Here is a 17,701-nt window from a genome sequence, read left to right as displayed (position 1 = left end):
CCCCAGGCCGACGTGGCGCCAATCATGATGTGTACCCACGTATCTGCACTCACCTGCGCGGATATGCCATTGTTACTCCGCAGCAGCGTTGCTCAGCGGTCGCACAGGGCTGTGACGTTCGCACTTACAGGGTACGGCAGGTCCTGAGGTAGCTGAGGAAAGAGGCCTGTAGGCCAGTCACGTGTGTTTCGTGCAGGATCTCGCTGGTGACTGCTTCGCTGCGTGAGGTGAGGTGGTGAAGAACAGTGGCCGTGTTCTTGGCGAGGTTTTGGTAGATGGCCAGGTCTCCGAGAATCTCGCGGTCGTTGAAGGTCACGTGAAGCTTGCCGGCATGCTGGCTATCACCCATCGCGTGGAGCTGGGCGAAGATCTGACTGTCTTCGGCGATGACGCCGGGGCTGCCCGCGCCGATACTCTCGAAGAGGCTGGCACCGGTGAGCCAGGCGTAGAGACTGAATAGCCCGCCGTAGGAATAGCCGAAAAGGCCGTGACCGCTTGTGGCAGTGCCGTAGTCGTGTGCGATCGGCGGGTGTAGTTCGTCGGTGAGGAAGCGCAGGAATACATCGGCGTGGGTGTCGCGCAATTCGGCGAGGTAGGCGTCGGATTCCTCACGTGTTCGCGCACCCACTTCCACCCCCATCTCCACCGCATCGATGAGCGCCTTGGCGATGGGCTCGCCGGGCGGCACGAAGTCCCTGTTGCGCAGCCGATCCCAATCCTGTGCTTCCTGGCCCGCGTAGCCGACGCTGACTTGGATGTAGGGCTGGATCCGTTGCATCGGGTCCATCTGGGTGACGATCAGGGGAGCCGTCAGGCCCACGGCAAAGTTCCCGTCGAGCACATACACCACAGGCGCCGGCGCCTCGGCGCGGTCGTAGCCCGGCGGTGTGGTCACCCAGATGCCGTAGGCATGTCCACCGCTGGAACGCATTTCGAAATAGTCGGTGTCGGCGAGGCAGCCTTGCCACATGGAGCTCATCGAAGGACCTTTCACAACTCGGCGGCCGCGCGGTGTGACGCCCGCAGGAATCTTATCCATTGGATAATTGTTATCCAATGGATAAACTACCGGCGTGATCAAGTCAAGTGCGCAAGGCAGGGGCGACGCACGCGAGCGTCTCCTGGCTCGGCTTCTCGACGCCTTCGGGGAAGACCTTCCCTCGCCGGACGTGTCGCTGCGCGAGGTCGCCGCACGGGCCGGGACCAGCCACGCGCTGCTGCGGTACCACTTCGGGTCACTACCTGGCGTCTTGGCGGCCATGCTCACGGTGCAGCGAGCTCGCGACAACGAGGCGCTTTTCGAGGTCGCCCAACAGGGCACCTTTGACGATTTCGTTGTGGCGATCTGGCGGGTCTACACCCGACCGGCGCAGCTGTCGCGGGTCCGCGGCTTCTTTCACGTCGTAGGGCTCGCCGCGTACAGCCCGGGGGACTTTCGAGAGTTCATCGACTCGCTGGACGACCTGACCGCGATGCTGGTCTCGCTCGCGGAACGTGAAGGACACGACACCAACGAAGCGCTGAACATGGCCACCGTCACCATTGCCGCGCTTCGTGGCCTGCTCTTGCAAGAAGTTCTGACACCAGCAGCCCACCCACAGGACGCTCTCGCCTTGATCCTGCGCATAAGCAAAGGCCGATGCGCTCCACGCACACATCCACGACCTTGAGCTTGGGCCGCCGAACCCGCCTAGAAAGGACCGGTGCTCGCCGAGAGACTCCCCGGGGGCTACCGACCACCAGATTGAACGAGAATGCAGGCGTGATCGGTACATCCGCCCCATTAGATTGCGATAACCGCTAGGTCCATTGAGACCGGACACCATCGAACGCACCTCCGCCATAGCCCGAGCAGCGGCATGGGGGTCGCGTGAAGACGGCGGCCAGCTCGGTGGGTCTTGTCCGTTTCTGTCATCGTGCCGGTGTAGACCACAGCTCTCCCTGCTGACGTGCGCTCGGCATGAAATGCACCACCCCCAGGAAGATGCGTGGGGGAAACATCCATCTTGAGCCCGTCAATCCTCGCGTCACCCACTAGCGATAACTGAGGACAGATGTATGCTTAATTATCTGGGATTGCATCGCCTAGCCTCTACGCTTTCAATTATCCCCAAAACGTAAAAGTTCGCAGCTCCGTTACCTGATAAGAGGAGATGGGAATGTCGCTCCGAGAAAAGTTCCGTAAGCGGCTGGAAGTTCGCGATGACGCTCAATACGTTCAGTGGCTGGAAACCCTGTCGTATGGCTCCACTAACCGGAACTTCAACCCATTCATCGACATCGATTGGGATGCGCCCGAGTACGCCGTGGTCCCCAACGATCCGCGCTGGGCACTGCCCCACAAGACCGATCCGCTGGGCCGGCACCCCTGGTACCAGGGGCAGCCGCTAGAGAAGCAGATCGAGATCGGCATGTGGCGCCAGGCCAACGTCGCTCGGGTGGGCTTGCAATTCGAAAGCATCCTGATCCGTGGCCTCATCCAGTACGCCTTCATGGTGCCTAACGGTTCCCCGGAGTTCCGCTACCTGAACCACGAGTGCATCGAGGAGTGCTACCACACTCTGATGTTCCAAGAGATGGTGAACCGTATCGGTGTTGATGTCCCCGGTATGCCGCGGCTGATCCGCTTGTTCTCGCCGTTCGTTCCACTGGCTTCGGGGCTGATGCCGAACTTCTTCTTTGTCTTGGTTCTCGGCGGTGAAGAGCCCATCGATCACACCCAGAAGAACGTGCTGCGCGAGGGTGACAACTTGCACCCGATCATGAAGCGTGTCATGGAGATCCACGTGGCTGAGGAGGCCCGGCACATCTCCTTCGCGCACGAATACCTGCGTAAGCATGTGCCACAGATGAACTGGTTCGGCCGGTTAGTTTTGTCGATCGCCACCCCGATTGCCATGCGCATCATGGTGAGCCTCATCATGACCCCGCCGCGGAGCTTCTTTAAACGGTTCGACATCCCCCAAGACGTCCGTAAGGAAATCTTCTGGAAGAGCCCCTCCTCGCGGCAGACGATGAGTGAGGTCTTCTCCGATGTCCGGATGCTGTGCCGGGAAGCCGGCATGATGAACCCGATCGCCAAGCTGGTCTGGCGGGTGCTGCGTATCGATGGCCGCGCCGCCCGCTACCGCAGCGAGCCGCAGCGCGGTCCGCTGGTGAACTACACCCAGGCTCGCTCGGAAACCGTGCCTGCCTAGCACCCACACCCCCGCCACCCAAGTCACACTCATCATCGGGCACACCCAATAGCACTGTCCGACAACGCTTCACCACTGCCACCTAGAGATTCAATGCTTTGATGATCAAGGCCTGGTGCGCACGACCGGCCACCGATCTCGACGGGCCAGGCAGTCCCGTCGTAGGTTTCTCGGGGCAACGTCTCGTCATAGTCGGGAAGATAGTGGCCGTAGAGCAAGAGGAGCGAGATGGGCCACGAAGACCCTGGATTGACGTTGCGAACCCATACACAGTCGAACCCGGCCGCGCTGTCCGCGGCAGCGGACTTTTCTCGACGGCGTTACTCGGCCTGATTCCCTCACCTGAACCAGGCTGAGTCGCCTAACTGCCCATCTCGGCAGGTCTCTACTTCCAGAGAAATTGTCGGTCCGAGAAATCAGCGAAAGCTGTTACAGGAGTGCGCATTACACATGACAACAGGTCTCGATACATCCCCAGAAAACAGCGAGACCTCCTTATCCACGGGTGTGGGGAGGTCTGCGAAAACAACCTGCTGCGCGCAAGCCGGTCACGCGAGCCCTTTCCCAATCCGCAAGGAGCCGAGCAGTAGCACGAGCACGCTTCAGTGGACGAAGCGCTTGCGCCGTGCACATCAACGAGTTTCTCGACCGAACTGACATGCGTCGGTCACTTGACTGGGGGTCAAGTGGTCACAGAGTCCTTCGTAACAAAGCACTCTGCTCACACTGCCGCAGCGCGCAGCCTCACCGACCTCCCTAGCCCGCTCGGGCGGCAATGGCGCCCCCATCATCGGTGGCGCCATTCAGATCCTCGCAGGCGAGTTGACGTGGCGGAAAAGGACCTCAAGAACCCCTAGACGCCCGGCACTGTCTACGGGTGTCACAGAGCCTGGATCATCGCCTCTAGCGTCCCGCGCCGCCGGGTTTGGCATGCCCAGTTCTCGCGAGTTTCGGGCGTGACTTCTCTGCCGCGCCGCGTCATTTGATCGCTAACGCGCAGTGGCCACGCCGACCGGAAAGCCCAGGTTGGGTCATAACCGGGGCAACTTCTAATCGACTCGTCTGCCTGTACTTCTTCGGTGGTCCCGGCTGGGTTCGAATTAGCCGCGACGACCTTTTGGGCTACTGCCAATGACCTGGCAATCTGCCTGTCTACCAGCATCTCTCATTGAATCTGATGTAACAGTACGCACCAACAGATACCAGCGCTATACTGCATGGAACAGCCCACGGATAGCCCGACACAGCAACTATCACTGGTCATAAGATTTCCCGGCTGGATAAGAAGGGAAATAGCTTTAACATGATCAACACAAAACAACGCCGCATGGACAACATTGCGACAAAAATCAAGGCGTGTCGGGATTGCAACGGCATGAATGAACCGAGCGTCACTGAGTCAGCACCCGGCTACGGATCTGTGGACTCCCCCGTGATGATTGTTGGACAAAGCCTGTGCGAGCAGTGCATGGAGTCAGGAATCCCTTTCACAGGAGGAAGCGGCAAGCTACTCGACTCCGCGTTCGAACAAGCTCACCGCGCAAAGGGTGACCTGTTCATCACCAACGTCGTGCACTGCCACCCGCCAGGCAATCGCCCGTCGAAGCGCCACGAGATAGACAACTGCCACCACTTCCTACGCGATGAACTCGACATCGTTGAACCGGTGATGGCAATCGGCTTAGGGAAAGACGCCGAACGTGCGCTGACGTCGCTCTATCCAGATGCGCGAACCCTTCCGTGGCCATTCAATGCCCCGAGACCGTCCGGCACTGCGCGCAGCCCCGACCTTCTGTTCGCGAAACATCCGTCCTGGATCAAGCGCCAACATGACTCGGGGTTGGAATACGACTACATCGCAAGCCTTGCCTGCGCGATTAGATGGGCTTTCGATGTCCGGTAAGGCAGGCCATCGCGGGTGGGGCTGGATACGCAAGCGATCATCAGGGCGGTATCAGGCAAGTTATATCGGACCAGACAACGTACGTCATTTTGCACCAACAACTTTCGAGTTCAAGATAGACGCGGAAGAATGGCTTACCCAGGAGCGCCGCGCAATCCAGAACGCTATTTCATCGCTGACACCCGTTGGCAGTTCCGGCACGCAATTGATCTGGCTCAGCCCGTCCGAACGTCTGGGCCTGGCGACCGAAGTCAATCGCGAAACGCTAGAACAGTACGGAAAACGATGGATTGAACAACGAAACTTAAAGCCGCGCACTAAAATCCATTACAATAATCTGCTGGAGAAGCACATCTGCCCCAAGCTCGGCAACGTGGTGGTGTCCAACCTGAAACCGGCAATGGTGCGATCCTGGTACGCGAAAACCCTCACCGACAAACCGACATACCGCGCACACGCCTACCAACTGTTGCACGCAATCTGCGATACCGCCATAAAAGATGAACTGTTAGAACGTAATCCGGCAATGATCGACGGTGCCACGTCCACCAAACGCACGCGCGAACCTGTGGTGCCCGACATCGCTCAAATGTCCGTCGTCGCAAGCAAGATAGAAACGAAATTCAAAGCGCTGGTGTTGATTTCGGCGTGGTGCGGTTTGCGGTTCGGTGAGATAATTGAGTTGCGCCGCAAGGATATTGGCGTCGGATGTGAGATCATTGCCGTTGCGCGTGGTGTGACACATCGCAGCACCGACAACCCCGCTGACCGCTGCGTCGTCAGCACCCCGAAGTCAGGCAAGGGTCGCACGGTTGTTGTGCCGCCACACATCCGGGACGACATCGCTCACCATCTCGACACCTACGTTGGCCCTAGCGCGGATGCGCTGTTGTTCGTGCCGGTGCGAGGTGGGTGCCACGTGTCCGATCGGGTGGTGCGCGATGCCTTCCGGCTCGCATGTGCCAGTGCCGGGGTAACCGGGATGCGTCTGCACGATATGCGCCACTTCGCGGGCCACCAGACCGCACGCGTGGCCAATCTCCCCGAGACCATGGCCCGACTAGGGCACAGCACCCAAACCGCCTCACTGCGCTACCAAGGGCAGGTGTCGGGTCGTGCTGTCGAGATCGCAGACCAACTATCTGCCCTGGCCACCACCTGAATGTCGGTACTACATGGTGCAATGACACCATGACGACTCAGCCACCCGTCTGGATACAGATCCTTCTAGCATCGGTTCCGCTGTTGGCCGCAATCATCGCGGGCATCTTCGCACTGACAAACACGGTGGGCCGCAGAATCGAGCGGCTAAAGAACCTCACTGAGCTGTATAAAAACTATCCTCCAGAACTCAACCCAAATAATGCCTTAGAAATCGCGATGTTACGAGAGCTGAGGGCGCTGGAGTCAGTCATAACGCCAACTCACAAGTGGGACAAACGAATTCACGTATGGGCAGCACTAGGCCTGATGACTGGATTAGGGCTAGGACTGTTCGGCTACTTTTCTGACAAGGGCATACTGCTGCCGATTGCCCAACTCGTGATTACGGTCAGCTCTTTCGCGATTTTCATTAGTGTCGTCTGGCTAAATCTGCACCTTCCGCCGATGAAAGCCGACCGACTCTATGCAGAAAAAATCAAAGCTCTCCAGGCAAGTTCTCCAACCGGCAGGTCAGATACCAGCCGGGACACCGACCATACGGGCCGGTAAACGGCATTTCATTCACTCATATCGCTTCATTGGGCTATCCACAGGCTGTGCGGCCCGGTGGTAGGCCGCGCGTGGCTGCGGCGTCCCGGTACATCTGCGCTTGTGCCTCTAGCGCCTCCTCCAAACTCGTCATTCCCACACTGGCTGGTTCGTCGTAGCGATTTGGTGCAGTGACCACGCCCTCACGGTCGGCATGGAACGGCCCCGTGTGACCGGCCAGCGAGCCGTACGGCTGACGCTGCGCGTCGTCGCGACTCATTGGTCGCCCCTGCGATCTGACATTGCCTGATTCGTCGTCAGAAAAATCAACGTCAATGGGCAAAAAAGAATCAGATGACACCAAGGCGGGGGTATCCCCGGCGACTTTCCCCAAGGCTATGGGTGGCGCAGTGTCGTCGGATATGCCCTGTGACCTGCGATATTGCGCACGTGAGCCTGATTCGACAGCCTCATCGAAAATCGACTCAAAACGCGGAACTGCTGAAATCTCCACGCCCACAGTAGTTTTCGATGTTACGGAAGCACGGTCAAGCGCTTCGGTGATGGCTTTCAGTTTCACTGCGTCGGCCACGTTCGGATCGGTCGCCATCCTGAGTAACTGCTGTGCCATCGTCTCGGCAGCCTCACCGAGCCGTCTGCGGGCAGCGGCTATCGCCGCTGGTGCGCGTCCTCCGTGATGGCCGCACACTTTCTGACCAGCGTAGGCAGCGCGTTGGCACCGATTCCCGTTCTTACGGTGGGCAGTACAGCGCTGCGATCTGGGAGAGGCGATCGTCGCCCACCACTCATCTGACAGCCGTTTCGGCTTGTCACGGCGCGAAATCTCTTCTGAATGGTTTTGTTCCGAAAGGTCCAAACTATTTTCGTTGGCGATTTCCGAACTATTTCCGGTCTCGTTAATTTCGCTCATTTTCGTTCTCCTCTAAATTTTCTAAATCTTCCTCGTCAAATTCCTCTTCGATCTCCCCCACAAATTCAGCGGTCCTGATCCACGGATTATCCTTATCCAGCCCCAGACAGTCGCACACCTTGGAATAACATTCGTGGCAGAGGTATTTTCTGAACACGTACCCATGTCCTAATCCCAGGATCACAAATTGATCGATTAAATCCTTCACGCGACCCTTCGGATTTTGTTCGTTAAAAATAACGTCTTCGCATGCTCCACATTTTTGGAGCACCACGGGCAGAATCCTGGGGTTACGCATCGAAACCACCTCTGAACTGATTTGCAGTTAGCCGCCCGTTGACACACCCGCCGTTTAGGGGTGTAAGGGGTGTATGTACACCCCTAGGCTCCGAGAAAATCAGCCAAGGGGTGCTTACCCGCGATTGAACTATTTCTATTTTTCCTGGTAAAACAGTTTCGGCATCGGCGTGAATTTTTCGGATACCGCCGACAGGCATACACCCCTTACACCCCTTACACCCCTTAAACTCACCCACGCTTGTCATTTGCTACCACCCTCATCAATCAGGCGCAGACGAAAGCCTTTGGTCCCTCGATACTCGTGTTCAACTTTTTCGATTAACCCAGATTCAATTAAATCTTGTTCGATATGTTCTTCAAAAAACGCCCGATCTTGTTTAGCAATTTTCTTACGAACATTGGATCGAGATTCCTCGCCCCCGAAATCCTCAAGAATTGAAACCACGTTTTTGGAGACACGTTCGATCCGTTCAGCGTCTAGATCTGCCCGCGCCTCCTCGGCGGCTACCGCCCTGACGGTGTCGGCCCGTCCCCTCGCTTTGTTGGCCGCTTGCGCCTTGTCGGCAAGGGCCGCAACCACACTGCGCCGGGTAGCATCCGACACCGCCATCACAGTCCCGGCCAGTTCCCAATCCTGTTCGCTCACTTCGTCAGTGCGGCGGTCCAACCACATCAGAGCAGCGGCCACTTTCAGGCGACACAACAGCCGATGCCCGTCCAGCGGATCCGTGTCGGTATCGCCACGCAGCATCTTGCGGCGGTGCCCATCAATGGCGGTGCGCGCCACCTTCGGGATGCCCAACGTGTGCAGATCCCCCGGTTTGGCAAGCACATTGAGCAGCCCCACCGCGCTAATCGCACCAAGCACCACTTTCGAGCCCGCGTTCGTCGGCCAGACTCCCAGCTCATAGAAAGCGGGTATCTCGGGCGCTTCGTCGGGGATATCAGGATCGGTGGTGGGTAGCCACACGAACCGTTGCGGGGTTCCGCCGTCAGCATCGTCTAGCAGGCCAGCGCCACGTCCGGGCTGCACACCCACGGTCAGGCACAGCCGATATCGATACGCGCACAACCGAACCGACTTGGCCGGATCAGCGTAGGAAAACCCCAACTCTTCACCGCTATAGGCTGACCGCAATTGCGGCAACAACGTGGATGCGTTACGCGCCGACAACGCAGCCAGATTATCGACTTCCGGGGCGTCGAACAGTACCGCCGACTCCAACCCCACCTGAGACCACGAGCCGCCAGATTTCTGTTTGTACGCATACACTTTCGCCATTCCCTCCCCTGATCCGAGGGTGGCGATGACCGTATCGGGGTCGGTGCGCAGCCACCGGCTAGCCGCACCTGAGGCCCCGCCCTTACCGGCCCCGGACGGGCCAACCAGGGCCACAAACAGATTCAGGCTGGCTTCGGACCCGACCAGAGCGGGCAACACCACATGCGGGGGGATCGCGCACACCGCTCGCGCCAGCACATATCCGAGTACCGCCCACGGGGCCACTCTGCGGGCACGGGCGAACTGACGCAGATCGGTCAACACCGCACGCGAGGCCCAAAACGCTTCGTCATCGACTGCGGGCTCCGATCGTTGAAAGGTGAGGTTGTCGAACGCGCCCGCCGTGTCGCGGTGGTCGGTGCCGAACGCCCGGTTGGCCTCGGCGCGAAGGTCCTCTATCGATCGGGACAGGGCGAGCGTGACTCCGTTGACGACCAGGCGGTTGTATTCGTGCGCGCCGACATGAGCGTCGAAGTCTTCGCCCCGTTCGGTGTAGGAATCTCTTGCGGCGCTTTCGATTTCCTCTATTGCCTGCGTAAACGGGTACAGGCCGATACGCGATTCGGAAGCCGCGATCCGCAGTGCGTTACGGATTTCGTCGCGGGTGCCCGCCCGCGCTTGGCGCACTTTCCGCGTCAACGCTGCCAGAACTTTTGGCCGGCGATTTTCGGTCGTATCCGCGATGAACTGGCGCACCGTCTCGTCGGTGATTGCCTCCACCCCTACGCCCTGGTGTTCGGCTGCGAACCGTCTCGCCGCGCTGCGCAGGTACTCGTGTGCGGTCTCGGGTAGCGAGGGGACCACACCAGGGCGGTGCCAGCGATATAGCCCACCCTCAGTCTCGGCTTTCGAGTGCGGCGACGGTTCAACAACGATGACGGTGTTGCCCGATCGAATCTCACCGACCTGGTGACCACCGCTGGTGAGCAGGCCACCGGATACGAACGTCTCGGTCGTGGCGAACACGTAGTGTCCGCGCTCCCCGGAGGTCCGCGACGCCTGAAACAGGCCCTCGCGCATCCACGCCAGCTCATCAGGCAACACGTCGATATCGAGATCGAAAGCCACTAGGCCGCTCTTGCCGGTGTGTAGCGCAATCGCAGCGTTTGGACAGCGCTGCCACCACGCGGCGATCTGTTCAGCGGCGTGGCTCGATTTGTCCGGCCAGCCCTTTCCCACGTGACTGCCGGGGTTCTTGGGTCTAGCCGGATTCACCGGCAACACGGCCAGATCCGCTGAGCCGTACGCACGGGCCGCATCGGCAAGGGAGAGGCCCGATACGTCGGGAATGACGATTGACTGGGCTGCATCAGACTTGGGGGTATCGCCGGTTTTGCGGCGGGTTAGCTTTCGAGTCTGGCCGTTGTCGGTGGATTGCGTTACCATGGTTTCCGGTATGCCTTTCAAATACCTAACAGAGCCATCCTCAACAAACCCCCCGTTGGCGAGGATGGCTCTGTTTTTTGCGCAGATCGTTTTTTCGTTCGGTTGAATGGCCGGATCAACCAGCTGATAATCCCGACGAATATCCGCCCGAAATTTGATACTTTTTCACGTATTCGTTCCAGCATGACGAACAAATCTTGCAGAAAACCACAAGTTCATTCGGGCGCGGGAAAGGGATCACGTGGACCATTTGACTAAATCGTCCGTCGCATCCCGGCGATAACGGCCAGTCACAACCGGGGCCAATATTGCTACCGTGAATGTTCTTGGTCTGGCTGCCGATAATTGAGTAGTTCAGCAGCTCGCGAACGATGTCTAGGTCATCTTGTTTTTGGATAAGCCATCGACATTGCGGGTACTGTGCTACCAACGCATACGCAATCGCGGTCTTCACATACGGGTGGTCATGGCCGTAGTCATCGCGAGAGCATTTTTCTATGATCCGCTCGTCTGTGATCTTTCCGGCTATTAGCGCACTTTTATCGTCAGATTTCAGGCGGGCTAGATTCAGATATTTTCCCGTTGGTGAGGCTAGACCAGCGCCAGACATGAAATATTCGCGTTGGCTTCTCTCGACCGCTCTATCGACCATCGAAGCGATGACGCTATTTTCGTCGTGCTTGCCGTAGATAATAACGGCGCTCGCGAACCGAGGGAATTTTCGGGCGAAATCTTCCGTATAATTCTTGATGAACTTGCTTCGCTGTAGTGATCCGTCACTTGCCGCCGTCGTAGCAGGAGATGGAAACCATACCGATTTCAGGGTTTGCAATTGGTAGGTGAGTTTAGTCGGAAAATCAAGCAAGCTCGCTAGCTTGTCCAACCGCCCTGGCGTAAGAATCCCATTCTTGTGCAGTCGTGGGTCTACTTCATTCGCCGCCGTGATTACGGCCTCATGCGTGATGCTCATTTCAGGTTGCCTTTCTAGTTGGGTTGATCCTTTGCTATCTCGATTGACTGCTGTCGATAGGTTCGCCACCCCGTACCTGGCCTACCAACCATCGAACTAATCCGCGCTCCGAAAAATAGATCGCCCCCGAGATCAGAAAATGTTCGAGCGTTCGATCCATTACCGCCTTCTTTAATGCGTAACGGGTGAGATCGGGAATCCCCATCTCGTTTCGTGCATGGGAAATCAGTTCCTCGTATCCGCGGAATTTAATAGTAGGGTCGGCCTGATCGACCATGTTTTGAAATTCTGGCCGAATTCTTGCGCGCTCAGGCACTACCGATAGACTCATCGCGTATTTTCCTCTCATTCTTTTCCAAAGATTCGAATCATTCATGAAGGCTGAGCGCCAGGCGATTCGACTCTATATGTTCGAATGCAAGCACATCTCACTACTACCTGACAATGCCTAAACAGGAATTGACCCGACCAGTCTTCAACCGGAGTCGTCCGCATTCGATATATGCAGGTAGGCGATCTATGGGCTAGCCCAGGATAAAACGTAATATAGATTTTTGATGATTTGCACGAGAACAATTGCGCCGATCCTCAATACGCAATCGCCATCACTCCAGCCGGACCTCACACGAACCGCACGCGACCGGCCAAATAGCGACACACCCAGGTGTACAAGGTATTTCGAAACCCCCGGCGTACTCTGATGCCAACGGAACAACGCGGCTCTAATTTAACGCGTTGGGACTCTAAATCTGATTTGAGGTTTTAAGATGGCTCGTCAAGGTATTCAGGCTAGCGGCGACGTACTCGTTAATTCCCTTGCCGACGGCACAGATATTAATGCCGTCTGGGAAGATTTGATTACAGCGTTTCAGGTTTGGAATTCTGAACGCACAACGATCGCGTCCCTACTGTCGTTTAAAACCGTCAACGCTTCCGATGCGGTTCCGCAGAGTGTGGGCAGCGCCAGTTTCGAGCGCGCAACCGAGCACGGTTTGCCCAAATCTGCCGGTACTCCTGCTGATGCGCTGCTGTTGGGCTACACGTTTGACGACTACGATTTACGCACCGCGTTCACGTGGAAATTTTTACGGAACGCGGACCGCCGTCAGGTGGATGCTGTGTTGAACGGAATTATGGAGAGTGACAACAAGCTGGTCACCGGGACGATTCTTCGTCGTTTGTTCGATCCGACCGAGGGCCAAAATGAATTCGGTGCGCGTGTGTTCGGTTTGTATACGGGAATTGACGGTGTAACTCCCCCACCGTATTTGGGCAACCAGTTCCCCACCAATACGAACCACTACCTACCGACCCAAAATGCCGTCCTTGATTCGCAAGACATTGAGGACGCCCTGAACCTGATTCGCATCAAGGGATATGGGTTGGATTCTTCGTCTCAGTTGCTCATTCTCGCCAATCCTGTTGAATCAGAACTGATTCAGACGTGGCGATCCGGTAAGGAATCGCGCTCCGGTGGCCCCCTCGCTAAACACGATTACATCCCGTCCGTCAAAGCACCGCCGTACCTCCAGCCGGAGAATATCATCGGTAAGCCGATTGAAGGCAGCTATCACGGCCGGGAGGTTTTGGGCAGCTACGGACCCGGCTGGCTGCTCGAAAGTTCCTTCGTACCACCGGGATACGTCGCTGTAGTCGCATCCGGTGGGCCGAATTCCGAGCGCAACGCGGTCGGTATGCGCGAGCTTGCCAACGTCGCTTATCAGGGTTTGCGCACCATCCCCGGTAACCAGCTCGGCTACCCGCTGCAAGACAGCTTTTTCCAACGCTCATTCGGTGTGGGTGTTCGCCAGCGTGGCGCGGCGGTGTGTTTGCAGGTCACGGCAGGTTCGACCTACACAGCTCCCACTGCCTTGATTCCGGTCTAAGTGAGGTGCGCTGTGGCACAACATGATTCGGGATACGTGCCGGTGGACTACACCGGTCCACTGCCCACCGGGTCGATACCCGCCAGGGCGAAGGGTGCCAGCGAGTTCACGTACGGACCAGGTAAGTGCCCCAGGCGCTCCCCTGGCCGCTCGCCAGCACAAACCGACCGCACCGGCATCGCGGACGGCCCGCCTGGGCTGTACCCCGACGACGCTCCCCGATGACAGGACGGCAAGCCATGAAGCGACGCACGTATACACGTGACCCGTTGGGCCGGTTCGCGGGCGCGGGCAGGAAGGTGACGGGCGTGGCTGTCGGTGCCGGGATCGGTGCCGCCGTGGGTTCCAAGACGGCCCGCTCGGCAGTGCGCAAGGCCACCGTTCCCGGCTCGGTGAAGGTCAACCGCACCCTGACCACCAGCCAGGCCGGGGTCTCCGCGTCAGCTGCGTACAAGGTGGGTGGCATTCGGGTGGACGTGGCCGGAAGCGCCAAGATCACCCGCCCTACGCCAACCGCTGGCCGCAAACGTGCCCGATAGAGGGATGCCCTTCTCTATCGGCACCCGGTGGCCGTAGGCGACCACCGGACCCTCGTCGCCGGGTAGAGCGCAACAGTGCCCTCCACTACAGCGCTCCCCGGCGGCGTTCCAAGATCCGGCTAATTCGCGAACGACAGCGGCGTCCAATATCCCCAGTACGGAACCAGATACAGCCCCAGCGTGCGCGACTGCGAAGGTTGTCCAGAGCATTGTTCGTCAACGTTCAGGTCCAACCGATACACGCGGGATTCTTTCGTCAGACCTGGCAGAATTTGTTCCGCCTGTTCGCCTTTGTCATCAAGTGACTTTAATGTGTACCGGCATCCGATCGCCGGTAGGGCTGACACTACCGTTTTATTTTGAGCATCAAGGGCGGCAATAGATTTGGGATCTGTCAGGTTGTTTCCACGAATAACATTGACCTTGGAGGCGTCCCTAGTATTAAGCTCATCTACGATCGACTGAGCTTTCTTGTGCTGTTCTTCAGTCGCGAAATGTTTGAGATGCGGCGCAGTGTTGTCTTCCTCCTCGTATAGAAGAAAGAAAGCAACGACAGCAGCGACGACAACTACCACCAGCGCGACAGCGAGGGCGATCCATCGTGATTTCGTCATTATCCGCCTATCTCACTCACCGGGGTATTTCACGTGCACGAATTCAACCCGTGATTGTCCACCCAAGAAATCGCCTGTGTCAGGCATCCAATCATCGTGCGACGTGCTGAAACTTCCCGAATGCTGGTCAACTACGTCCACACCGTTAACTTGCCCAACATACATCGCGACATGATTAATCGTGCCCGCATTGTCTTTGTAATAAATTAGATCGCCCGGAACCAATCCGGCTTTCGACGGCGCTTGAACGTCTAATCCCGCCTTCGCGGGCGTGTCCAAAACACCTTTGATTTCACCCAAGCCGGAATGCTGTGTGAAATAGTCGTGACTAGCGCCAGCGTTATACCAAGTCTCGGAATCTTTATTGTACGGATTCCAGCCGTCTCTTTTGTAATACCAATCGTCACGATCGCCATGGTGCCAATCACCCATGTCGTCGCCTACATCTTCTAATCCGCCCGCTCGCATCGCTTGAGAAACAAAGTTGGTGCAGTCTTCCGCATAGGTTTTGTAGTCGGGGTTATTACTATCGGACCACTTATCGGCGTATTCAACCGCTTTGCGACGCTCCTCTGACAATCCGGGTGGTAACTCCAGCCCGCCGTTCATGTGGTCGGTTTTGAAGCCGAGCCCCTGCGCGAGTTTCCGGCCCTCCAAACCGCTGGCCTCGGCTTGCAGCTCTCCGGCCACCTTCGCGTCCGCGGAGGCCAAACCCTGTGCGTGCCAACGGATGAACTCAGCGTGACCGGCAGCCTTATTCGCTCGGTCGGCCTTCGCCTGGCTAGAACCCCCGCTGTGACTGTCGGTGACGGACAGATCTTCGGCGACAGTGAAACCTTCTCCCTCGGCCTGCTGGATGGCATTGATAGCGGCCTGTTGCGCTCCGCGTACGTCGCCAGCTCCCCGGCGCGCGATGGACGCGCATTCCCGGCAGACCGACGCCTGTACCCGCACCGTGTCTTGCGCTTCGCGTGCATCGTCGTAGGCGGACGTGGCAGCCGCGCCGGTCCACTCAGTGCCACCAGGCGCCGAAACATTCGCTACATGCTGCGTGAACGCCTGTTCAGACTGGCTGGCAGATGCCTCCCACTGTGCCGCAGCGTCGTCTAAATGGCTTGTGGGCCAACTGATTATCTGCGATTTGGTGGGCATGACGCTCGGCGCAAGAGTGGGCATTTACATCGTCCCATTGATCTTGCCAGCACTGCCCTTGTCGGTGCGCTCATACTGCGATGCCCCCGAGCGCAGTGCATTCGCACCGCCCGACAGGTACGCGGCCTGATCTGCTCGCGCGGACTCAATGAGCGCCGATACGGCCTGTACAGCGGCGGCTGTCGGCACATTGCCCGACCCACCGGTCGGTGTGCTCGGCCCAGCCAGGTCAGCGGCCAGACTCTCGCTGCGCGCCCCTGCCAGGCGTAACCCGTCAGCATCGACGCTCAAACCAGACACCACGCGCACCCCCTGCCAGTTGATACAGCGACCCGAACCGCTGCTAGACGCACTATACGCGGTAGCCAGTAAACGGGGCGCGGACGTTCTACGAATCTGATTCATCCTGGGAACGCGCTGCGCTCCGCACTTGTGCCTCGCGGATGCGTTGAAGTCTCAGTTCGCGCTGCTCTTTTAACTGTGCCCGGTAATCGACCCAATATTGACGTTCGGCCTCGGCATCGGATGGATATACCCAAATCCCTTTATGCTCCTTTGAGAAATCATTTAATGCGCCCGCTATCTTAGCGATCTGTTCCGTCTGCTTTTCGACGCGGTTCGTCAGATCATGCAAGGTATATGTCTTGACAAACTGGGTGTCTCGGAGGATATCAAAATCAAGGGTTGACTTGACCTCATATTTTTTCCCGTGGCTGTCTTCATAACGAACTATGACTTCATGTCGTGACCCTAGTTCCAAAGCCGAAAATTTGGTCGAATCAATTACTTTCCGATCTCGATTCTCCCGAAGTGCAGCCATATATTCTTCACGTTCGACCGCATCGTCCCATAAAGTGCGAATTTCCTGGTTAGGTGCAAGTATCGAAATTTCAGGAAATTTCACCACGCTTGGACTTCCCTCATTCTGATCATCGGGCGTCCGTCTTATTTTTGGAGATGTTTCTATTGTCACATTGTAGGCTGGTGTTGACCCAAAGTTCCGTATGGCAATATCGAGGAATTGCATATGTTGTGGGGTCGATTCAGCGAACACGACGACGTTAGGCTGGGCTTGTTCTTCACGTGTCTGCCGCGCAACTTTGACCTGAAAGTACGCGAAACCGGCCGCGATTGCTGCGACTAGGAAGGTCGCCCAGGCGGCAAAGGCCGACCATGCTCCCGATGTGAGCAGGATTGCCTGATGCCACAGCCAGCAGCCCGCCCCACTGATCCATAGGCTCAGCGCGGCGACTACGACAATGCCTGCTACACCTGCGGCCCACCGCCCGACCTTGCGTACTTGCGCCATAGATCCCCCTCTGCCAGAAGCCAACTCACGTGGGAGGCGATCGTACGCCGTTAGAACACAGCTGCCGACGAAATTGCCGAAAATAATTACCGGCCATGACTCTTGATAACTTCGTCTAGTTCGATTCTGTCGAATTTCAATAGTCGCGTACCGATGCGATGTGCGGGAATTATCTTCTTGGCGACGTAGCTCCGAAGGGTGTTCTTGGAGACGCCGATATATTCGGCTGCTTCGGCAGTAGACAAATACCGTGTAGGAATGGACATAAACGAAACCTCTTTTTATTCTTAGCGCACCGCGCCCTGGTGCAATGGGTTCCGTTTCCCACCATTGAGATTAACGCAATTGGTGCCTAGAGGCCATCGATGAGCTTCGATGTGACGTGCCTCTCCCCCTCGGTACTTACCGGGCTACGTTGATGTCTACCGAGACGCCTTGGCGCCTCCTGGTACCCGTTAACAGACCGGTGCAACCCGGACGACGCCAGGGCGGTGGGGTCGGGAGGTTGGCTACAGCAGCAACCCCAGCAAAGAAGTTCAC

General features: G+C 57.6%; 19 protein-coding genes and 1 pseudogene. 8 read left to right on the top strand and 12 right to left on the bottom strand.

What is annotated here, in order from left to right:
* Window positions 1-124: 124 nt before the first annotated feature.
* Window positions 125-979 (bottom strand): alpha/beta hydrolase, encoded by an 855-nt coding sequence (locus tag AC5Y5C_RS17510; protein WP_499974480.1) that lies wholly within the window; start codon window positions 977-979, stop codon window positions 125-127.
* Between the two features lie 94 nt (window positions 980-1,073).
* Here AC5Y5C_RS17510 and AC5Y5C_RS17505 point away from each other — a divergent pair, with 94 nt between their 5' ends.
* The 5 genes from AC5Y5C_RS17505 (at window position 1,074) to AC5Y5C_RS17485 (ending at window position 6,813) form a co-directional block, all read left to right on the top strand.
* Window positions 1,074-1,670, top strand: coding sequence for a TetR/AcrR family transcriptional regulator (locus AC5Y5C_RS17505; protein ID WP_499974479.1), 597 nt, complete (start codon window positions 1,074-1,076; stop codon window positions 1,668-1,670).
* Between the two features lie 489 nt (window positions 1,671-2,159).
* Window positions 2,160-3,197: an AurF N-oxygenase family protein gene (locus tag AC5Y5C_RS17500; protein WP_499974477.1), complete on the top strand. Its 1,038-nt coding sequence runs from the start codon at window positions 2,160-2,162 to the stop codon at window positions 3,195-3,197.
* A 1,303-nt stretch (window positions 3,198-4,500) separates the two neighbouring features.
* On the top strand, window positions 4,501-5,100 hold the full coding sequence (locus AC5Y5C_RS17495; RefSeq protein WP_499974475.1) for a uracil-DNA glycosylase: 600 nt from the start codon (window positions 4,501-4,503) through the stop codon (window positions 5,098-5,100).
* Entirely contained in the window at window positions 5,090-6,262 is a 1,173-nt protein-coding gene (locus AC5Y5C_RS17490; protein WP_499974474.1) for a tyrosine-type recombinase/integrase, read from the top strand. The genes AC5Y5C_RS17495 and AC5Y5C_RS17490 overlap by 11 nt, the downstream gene beginning before the upstream one ends.
* 29 nt (window positions 6,263-6,291) lie before the next feature.
* Window positions 6,292-6,813, top strand: coding sequence for a hypothetical protein (locus AC5Y5C_RS17485; protein WP_499974473.1), 522 nt, complete (start codon window positions 6,292-6,294; stop codon window positions 6,811-6,813).
* A gap of 34 nt (window positions 6,814-6,847) precedes the next feature.
* On the opposite strand, the gene AC5Y5C_RS17480 is transcribed toward AC5Y5C_RS17485, so the two are convergent.
* The 6 genes and pseudogenes from AC5Y5C_RS17480 to AC5Y5C_RS17455 form a co-directional block, all read right to left on the bottom strand.
* Window positions 6,848-7,723: a hypothetical protein gene (locus AC5Y5C_RS17480; protein WP_499974471.1), complete on the bottom strand. Its 876-nt coding sequence runs from the start codon at window positions 7,721-7,723 to the stop codon at window positions 6,848-6,850.
* Window positions 7,710-8,021: a hypothetical protein gene (locus tag AC5Y5C_RS17475; protein WP_499974470.1), complete on the bottom strand. Its 312-nt coding sequence runs from the start codon at window positions 8,019-8,021 to the stop codon at window positions 7,710-7,712. The genes AC5Y5C_RS17480 and AC5Y5C_RS17475 overlap by 14 nt, the downstream gene beginning before the upstream one ends.
* A 243-nt stretch (window positions 8,022-8,264) precedes the next feature.
* The gene (locus tag AC5Y5C_RS17470; protein WP_499974691.1) at window positions 8,265-10,025 is read right to left on the bottom strand and encodes a hypothetical protein; all 1,761 of its coding nucleotides are present in this window, start codon (window positions 10,023-10,025) and stop codon (window positions 8,265-8,267) included.
* A 123-nt stretch (window positions 10,026-10,148) separates the two neighbouring features.
* Window positions 10,149-10,691: pseudogene (locus AC5Y5C_RS17465) on the bottom strand (bifunctional DNA primase/polymerase); the annotation flags it as partial.
* 115 nt (window positions 10,692-10,806) lie between these two features.
* Window positions 10,807-11,661 carry a hypothetical protein gene (locus AC5Y5C_RS17460; protein ID WP_499974469.1) on the bottom strand — a complete coding sequence of 285 codons (855 nt, stop codon included), beginning with the start codon at window positions 11,659-11,661 and terminating at the stop codon, window positions 10,807-10,809.
* Window positions 11,662-11,695: 34 nt separating this feature from the next.
* A complete protein-coding gene (locus AC5Y5C_RS17455) occupies window positions 11,696-11,977 on the bottom strand; it encodes a hypothetical protein (RefSeq protein ID WP_499974467.1) in 282 nt (93 codons plus the stop codon).
* 451 nt (window positions 11,978-12,428) lie between these two features.
* Here AC5Y5C_RS17455 and AC5Y5C_RS17450 point away from each other — a divergent pair, with 451 nt between their 5' ends.
* The 3 genes from AC5Y5C_RS17450 to AC5Y5C_RS17440 are packed head-to-tail and all read left to right on the top strand — an operon-like array spanning window position 12,429 to window position 14,086.
* On the top strand, window positions 12,429-13,547 hold the full coding sequence (locus tag AC5Y5C_RS17450) for a hypothetical protein (RefSeq protein ID WP_499974464.1): 1,119 nt from the start codon (window positions 12,429-12,431) through the stop codon (window positions 13,545-13,547).
* A 12-nt stretch (window positions 13,548-13,559) separates the two neighbouring features.
* On the top strand, window positions 13,560-13,772 hold the full coding sequence (locus AC5Y5C_RS17445; RefSeq protein WP_499974462.1) for a hypothetical protein: 213 nt from the start codon (window positions 13,560-13,562) through the stop codon (window positions 13,770-13,772).
* 14 nt (window positions 13,773-13,786) lie between these two features.
* Window positions 13,787-14,086, top strand: a complete 300-nt coding sequence (locus AC5Y5C_RS17440; RefSeq protein WP_499974461.1) for a hypothetical protein — start codon at window positions 13,787-13,789, stop codon at window positions 14,084-14,086.
* 119 nt (window positions 14,087-14,205) lie between these two features.
* Here the strand turns inward: AC5Y5C_RS17440 and AC5Y5C_RS17435 are convergent, their stop codons facing one another.
* The 5 genes from AC5Y5C_RS17435 to AC5Y5C_RS17415 all read right to left on the bottom strand — a co-directional run bounded on the left by AC5Y5C_RS17435 (window position 14,206) and on the right by AC5Y5C_RS17415 (window position 17,427).
* Entirely contained in the window at window positions 14,206-14,700 is a 495-nt protein-coding gene (locus AC5Y5C_RS17435) for a hypothetical protein (RefSeq protein WP_499974460.1), read from the bottom strand.
* Between the two features lie 12 nt (window positions 14,701-14,712).
* The gene (locus tag AC5Y5C_RS17430; protein WP_499974458.1) at window positions 14,713-15,852 is read right to left on the bottom strand and encodes an amidase domain-containing protein; all 1,140 of its coding nucleotides are present in this window, start codon (window positions 15,850-15,852) and stop codon (window positions 14,713-14,715) included.
* Window positions 15,853-15,876: 24 nt separating this feature from the next.
* Window positions 15,877-16,152, bottom strand: coding sequence for a type VII secretion target (locus tag AC5Y5C_RS17425; protein ID WP_499974456.1), 276 nt, complete (start codon window positions 16,150-16,152; stop codon window positions 15,877-15,879).
* A gap of 88 nt (window positions 16,153-16,240) precedes the next feature.
* Window positions 16,241-17,161, bottom strand: a complete 921-nt coding sequence (locus tag AC5Y5C_RS17420; RefSeq protein ID WP_499974455.1) for a DUF8453 domain-containing protein — start codon at window positions 17,159-17,161, stop codon at window positions 16,241-16,243.
* 86 nt (window positions 17,162-17,247) lie between these two features.
* Window positions 17,248-17,427 carry a helix-turn-helix domain-containing protein gene (locus tag AC5Y5C_RS17415; protein WP_499974453.1) on the bottom strand — a complete coding sequence of 60 codons (180 nt, stop codon included), beginning with the start codon at window positions 17,425-17,427 and terminating at the stop codon, window positions 17,248-17,250.
* Between the last annotated feature and the right edge of the window lie 274 nt (window positions 17,428-17,701).

This window comes from Mycobacterium sp. NGS15 (genome assembly GCF_059813245.1).
This window is presented reverse-complemented; position numbering and strand designations above follow the sequence as displayed.

Coding starts and splice junctions, on each gene's coding strand:
- AC5Y5C_RS17510 (WP_499974480.1), bottom strand. CDS start 979: ATGAGCTCCATGTGGCAAGGCTGCCTCGCCGACACCGACTATTTCGAA.
- AC5Y5C_RS17500 (WP_499974477.1), top strand. CDS start 2,160: ATGTCGCTCCGAGAAAAGTTCCGTAAGCGGCTGGAAGTTCGCGATGAC.
- AC5Y5C_RS17495 (WP_499974475.1), top strand. CDS start 4,501: ATGATCAACACAAAACAACGCCGCATGGACAACATTGCGACAAAAATC.
- AC5Y5C_RS17490 (WP_499974474.1), top strand. CDS start 5,090: ATGTCCGGTAAGGCAGGCCATCGCGGGTGGGGCTGGATACGCAAGCGA.
- AC5Y5C_RS17485 (WP_499974473.1), top strand. CDS start 6,292: ATGACGACTCAGCCACCCGTCTGGATACAGATCCTTCTAGCATCGGTT.
- AC5Y5C_RS17480 (WP_499974471.1), bottom strand. CDS start 7,723: ATGAGCGAAATTAACGAGACCGGAAATAGTTCGGAAATCGCCAACGAA.
- AC5Y5C_RS17475 (WP_499974470.1), bottom strand. CDS start 8,021: ATGCGTAACCCCAGGATTCTGCCCGTGGTGCTCCAAAAATGTGGAGCA.
- AC5Y5C_RS17460 (WP_499974469.1), bottom strand. CDS start 11,661: ATGAGCATCACGCATGAGGCCGTAATCACGGCGGCGAATGAAGTAGAC.
- AC5Y5C_RS17450 (WP_499974464.1), top strand. CDS start 12,429: ATGGCTCGTCAAGGTATTCAGGCTAGCGGCGACGTACTCGTTAATTCC.
- AC5Y5C_RS17440 (WP_499974461.1), top strand. CDS start 13,787: ATGAAGCGACGCACGTATACACGTGACCCGTTGGGCCGGTTCGCGGGC.
- AC5Y5C_RS17435 (WP_499974460.1), bottom strand. CDS start 14,700: ATGACGAAATCACGATGGATCGCCCTCGCTGTCGCGCTGGTGGTAGTT.
- AC5Y5C_RS17430 (WP_499974458.1), bottom strand. CDS start 15,852: ATGCCCACCAAATCGCAGATAATCAGTTGGCCCACAAGCCATTTAGAC.
- AC5Y5C_RS17420 (WP_499974455.1), bottom strand. CDS start 17,161: ATGGCGCAAGTACGCAAGGTCGGGCGGTGGGCCGCAGGTGTAGCAGGC.
- AC5Y5C_RS17415 (WP_499974453.1), bottom strand. CDS start 17,427: ATGTCCATTCCTACACGGTATTTGTCTACTGCCGAAGCAGCCGAATAT.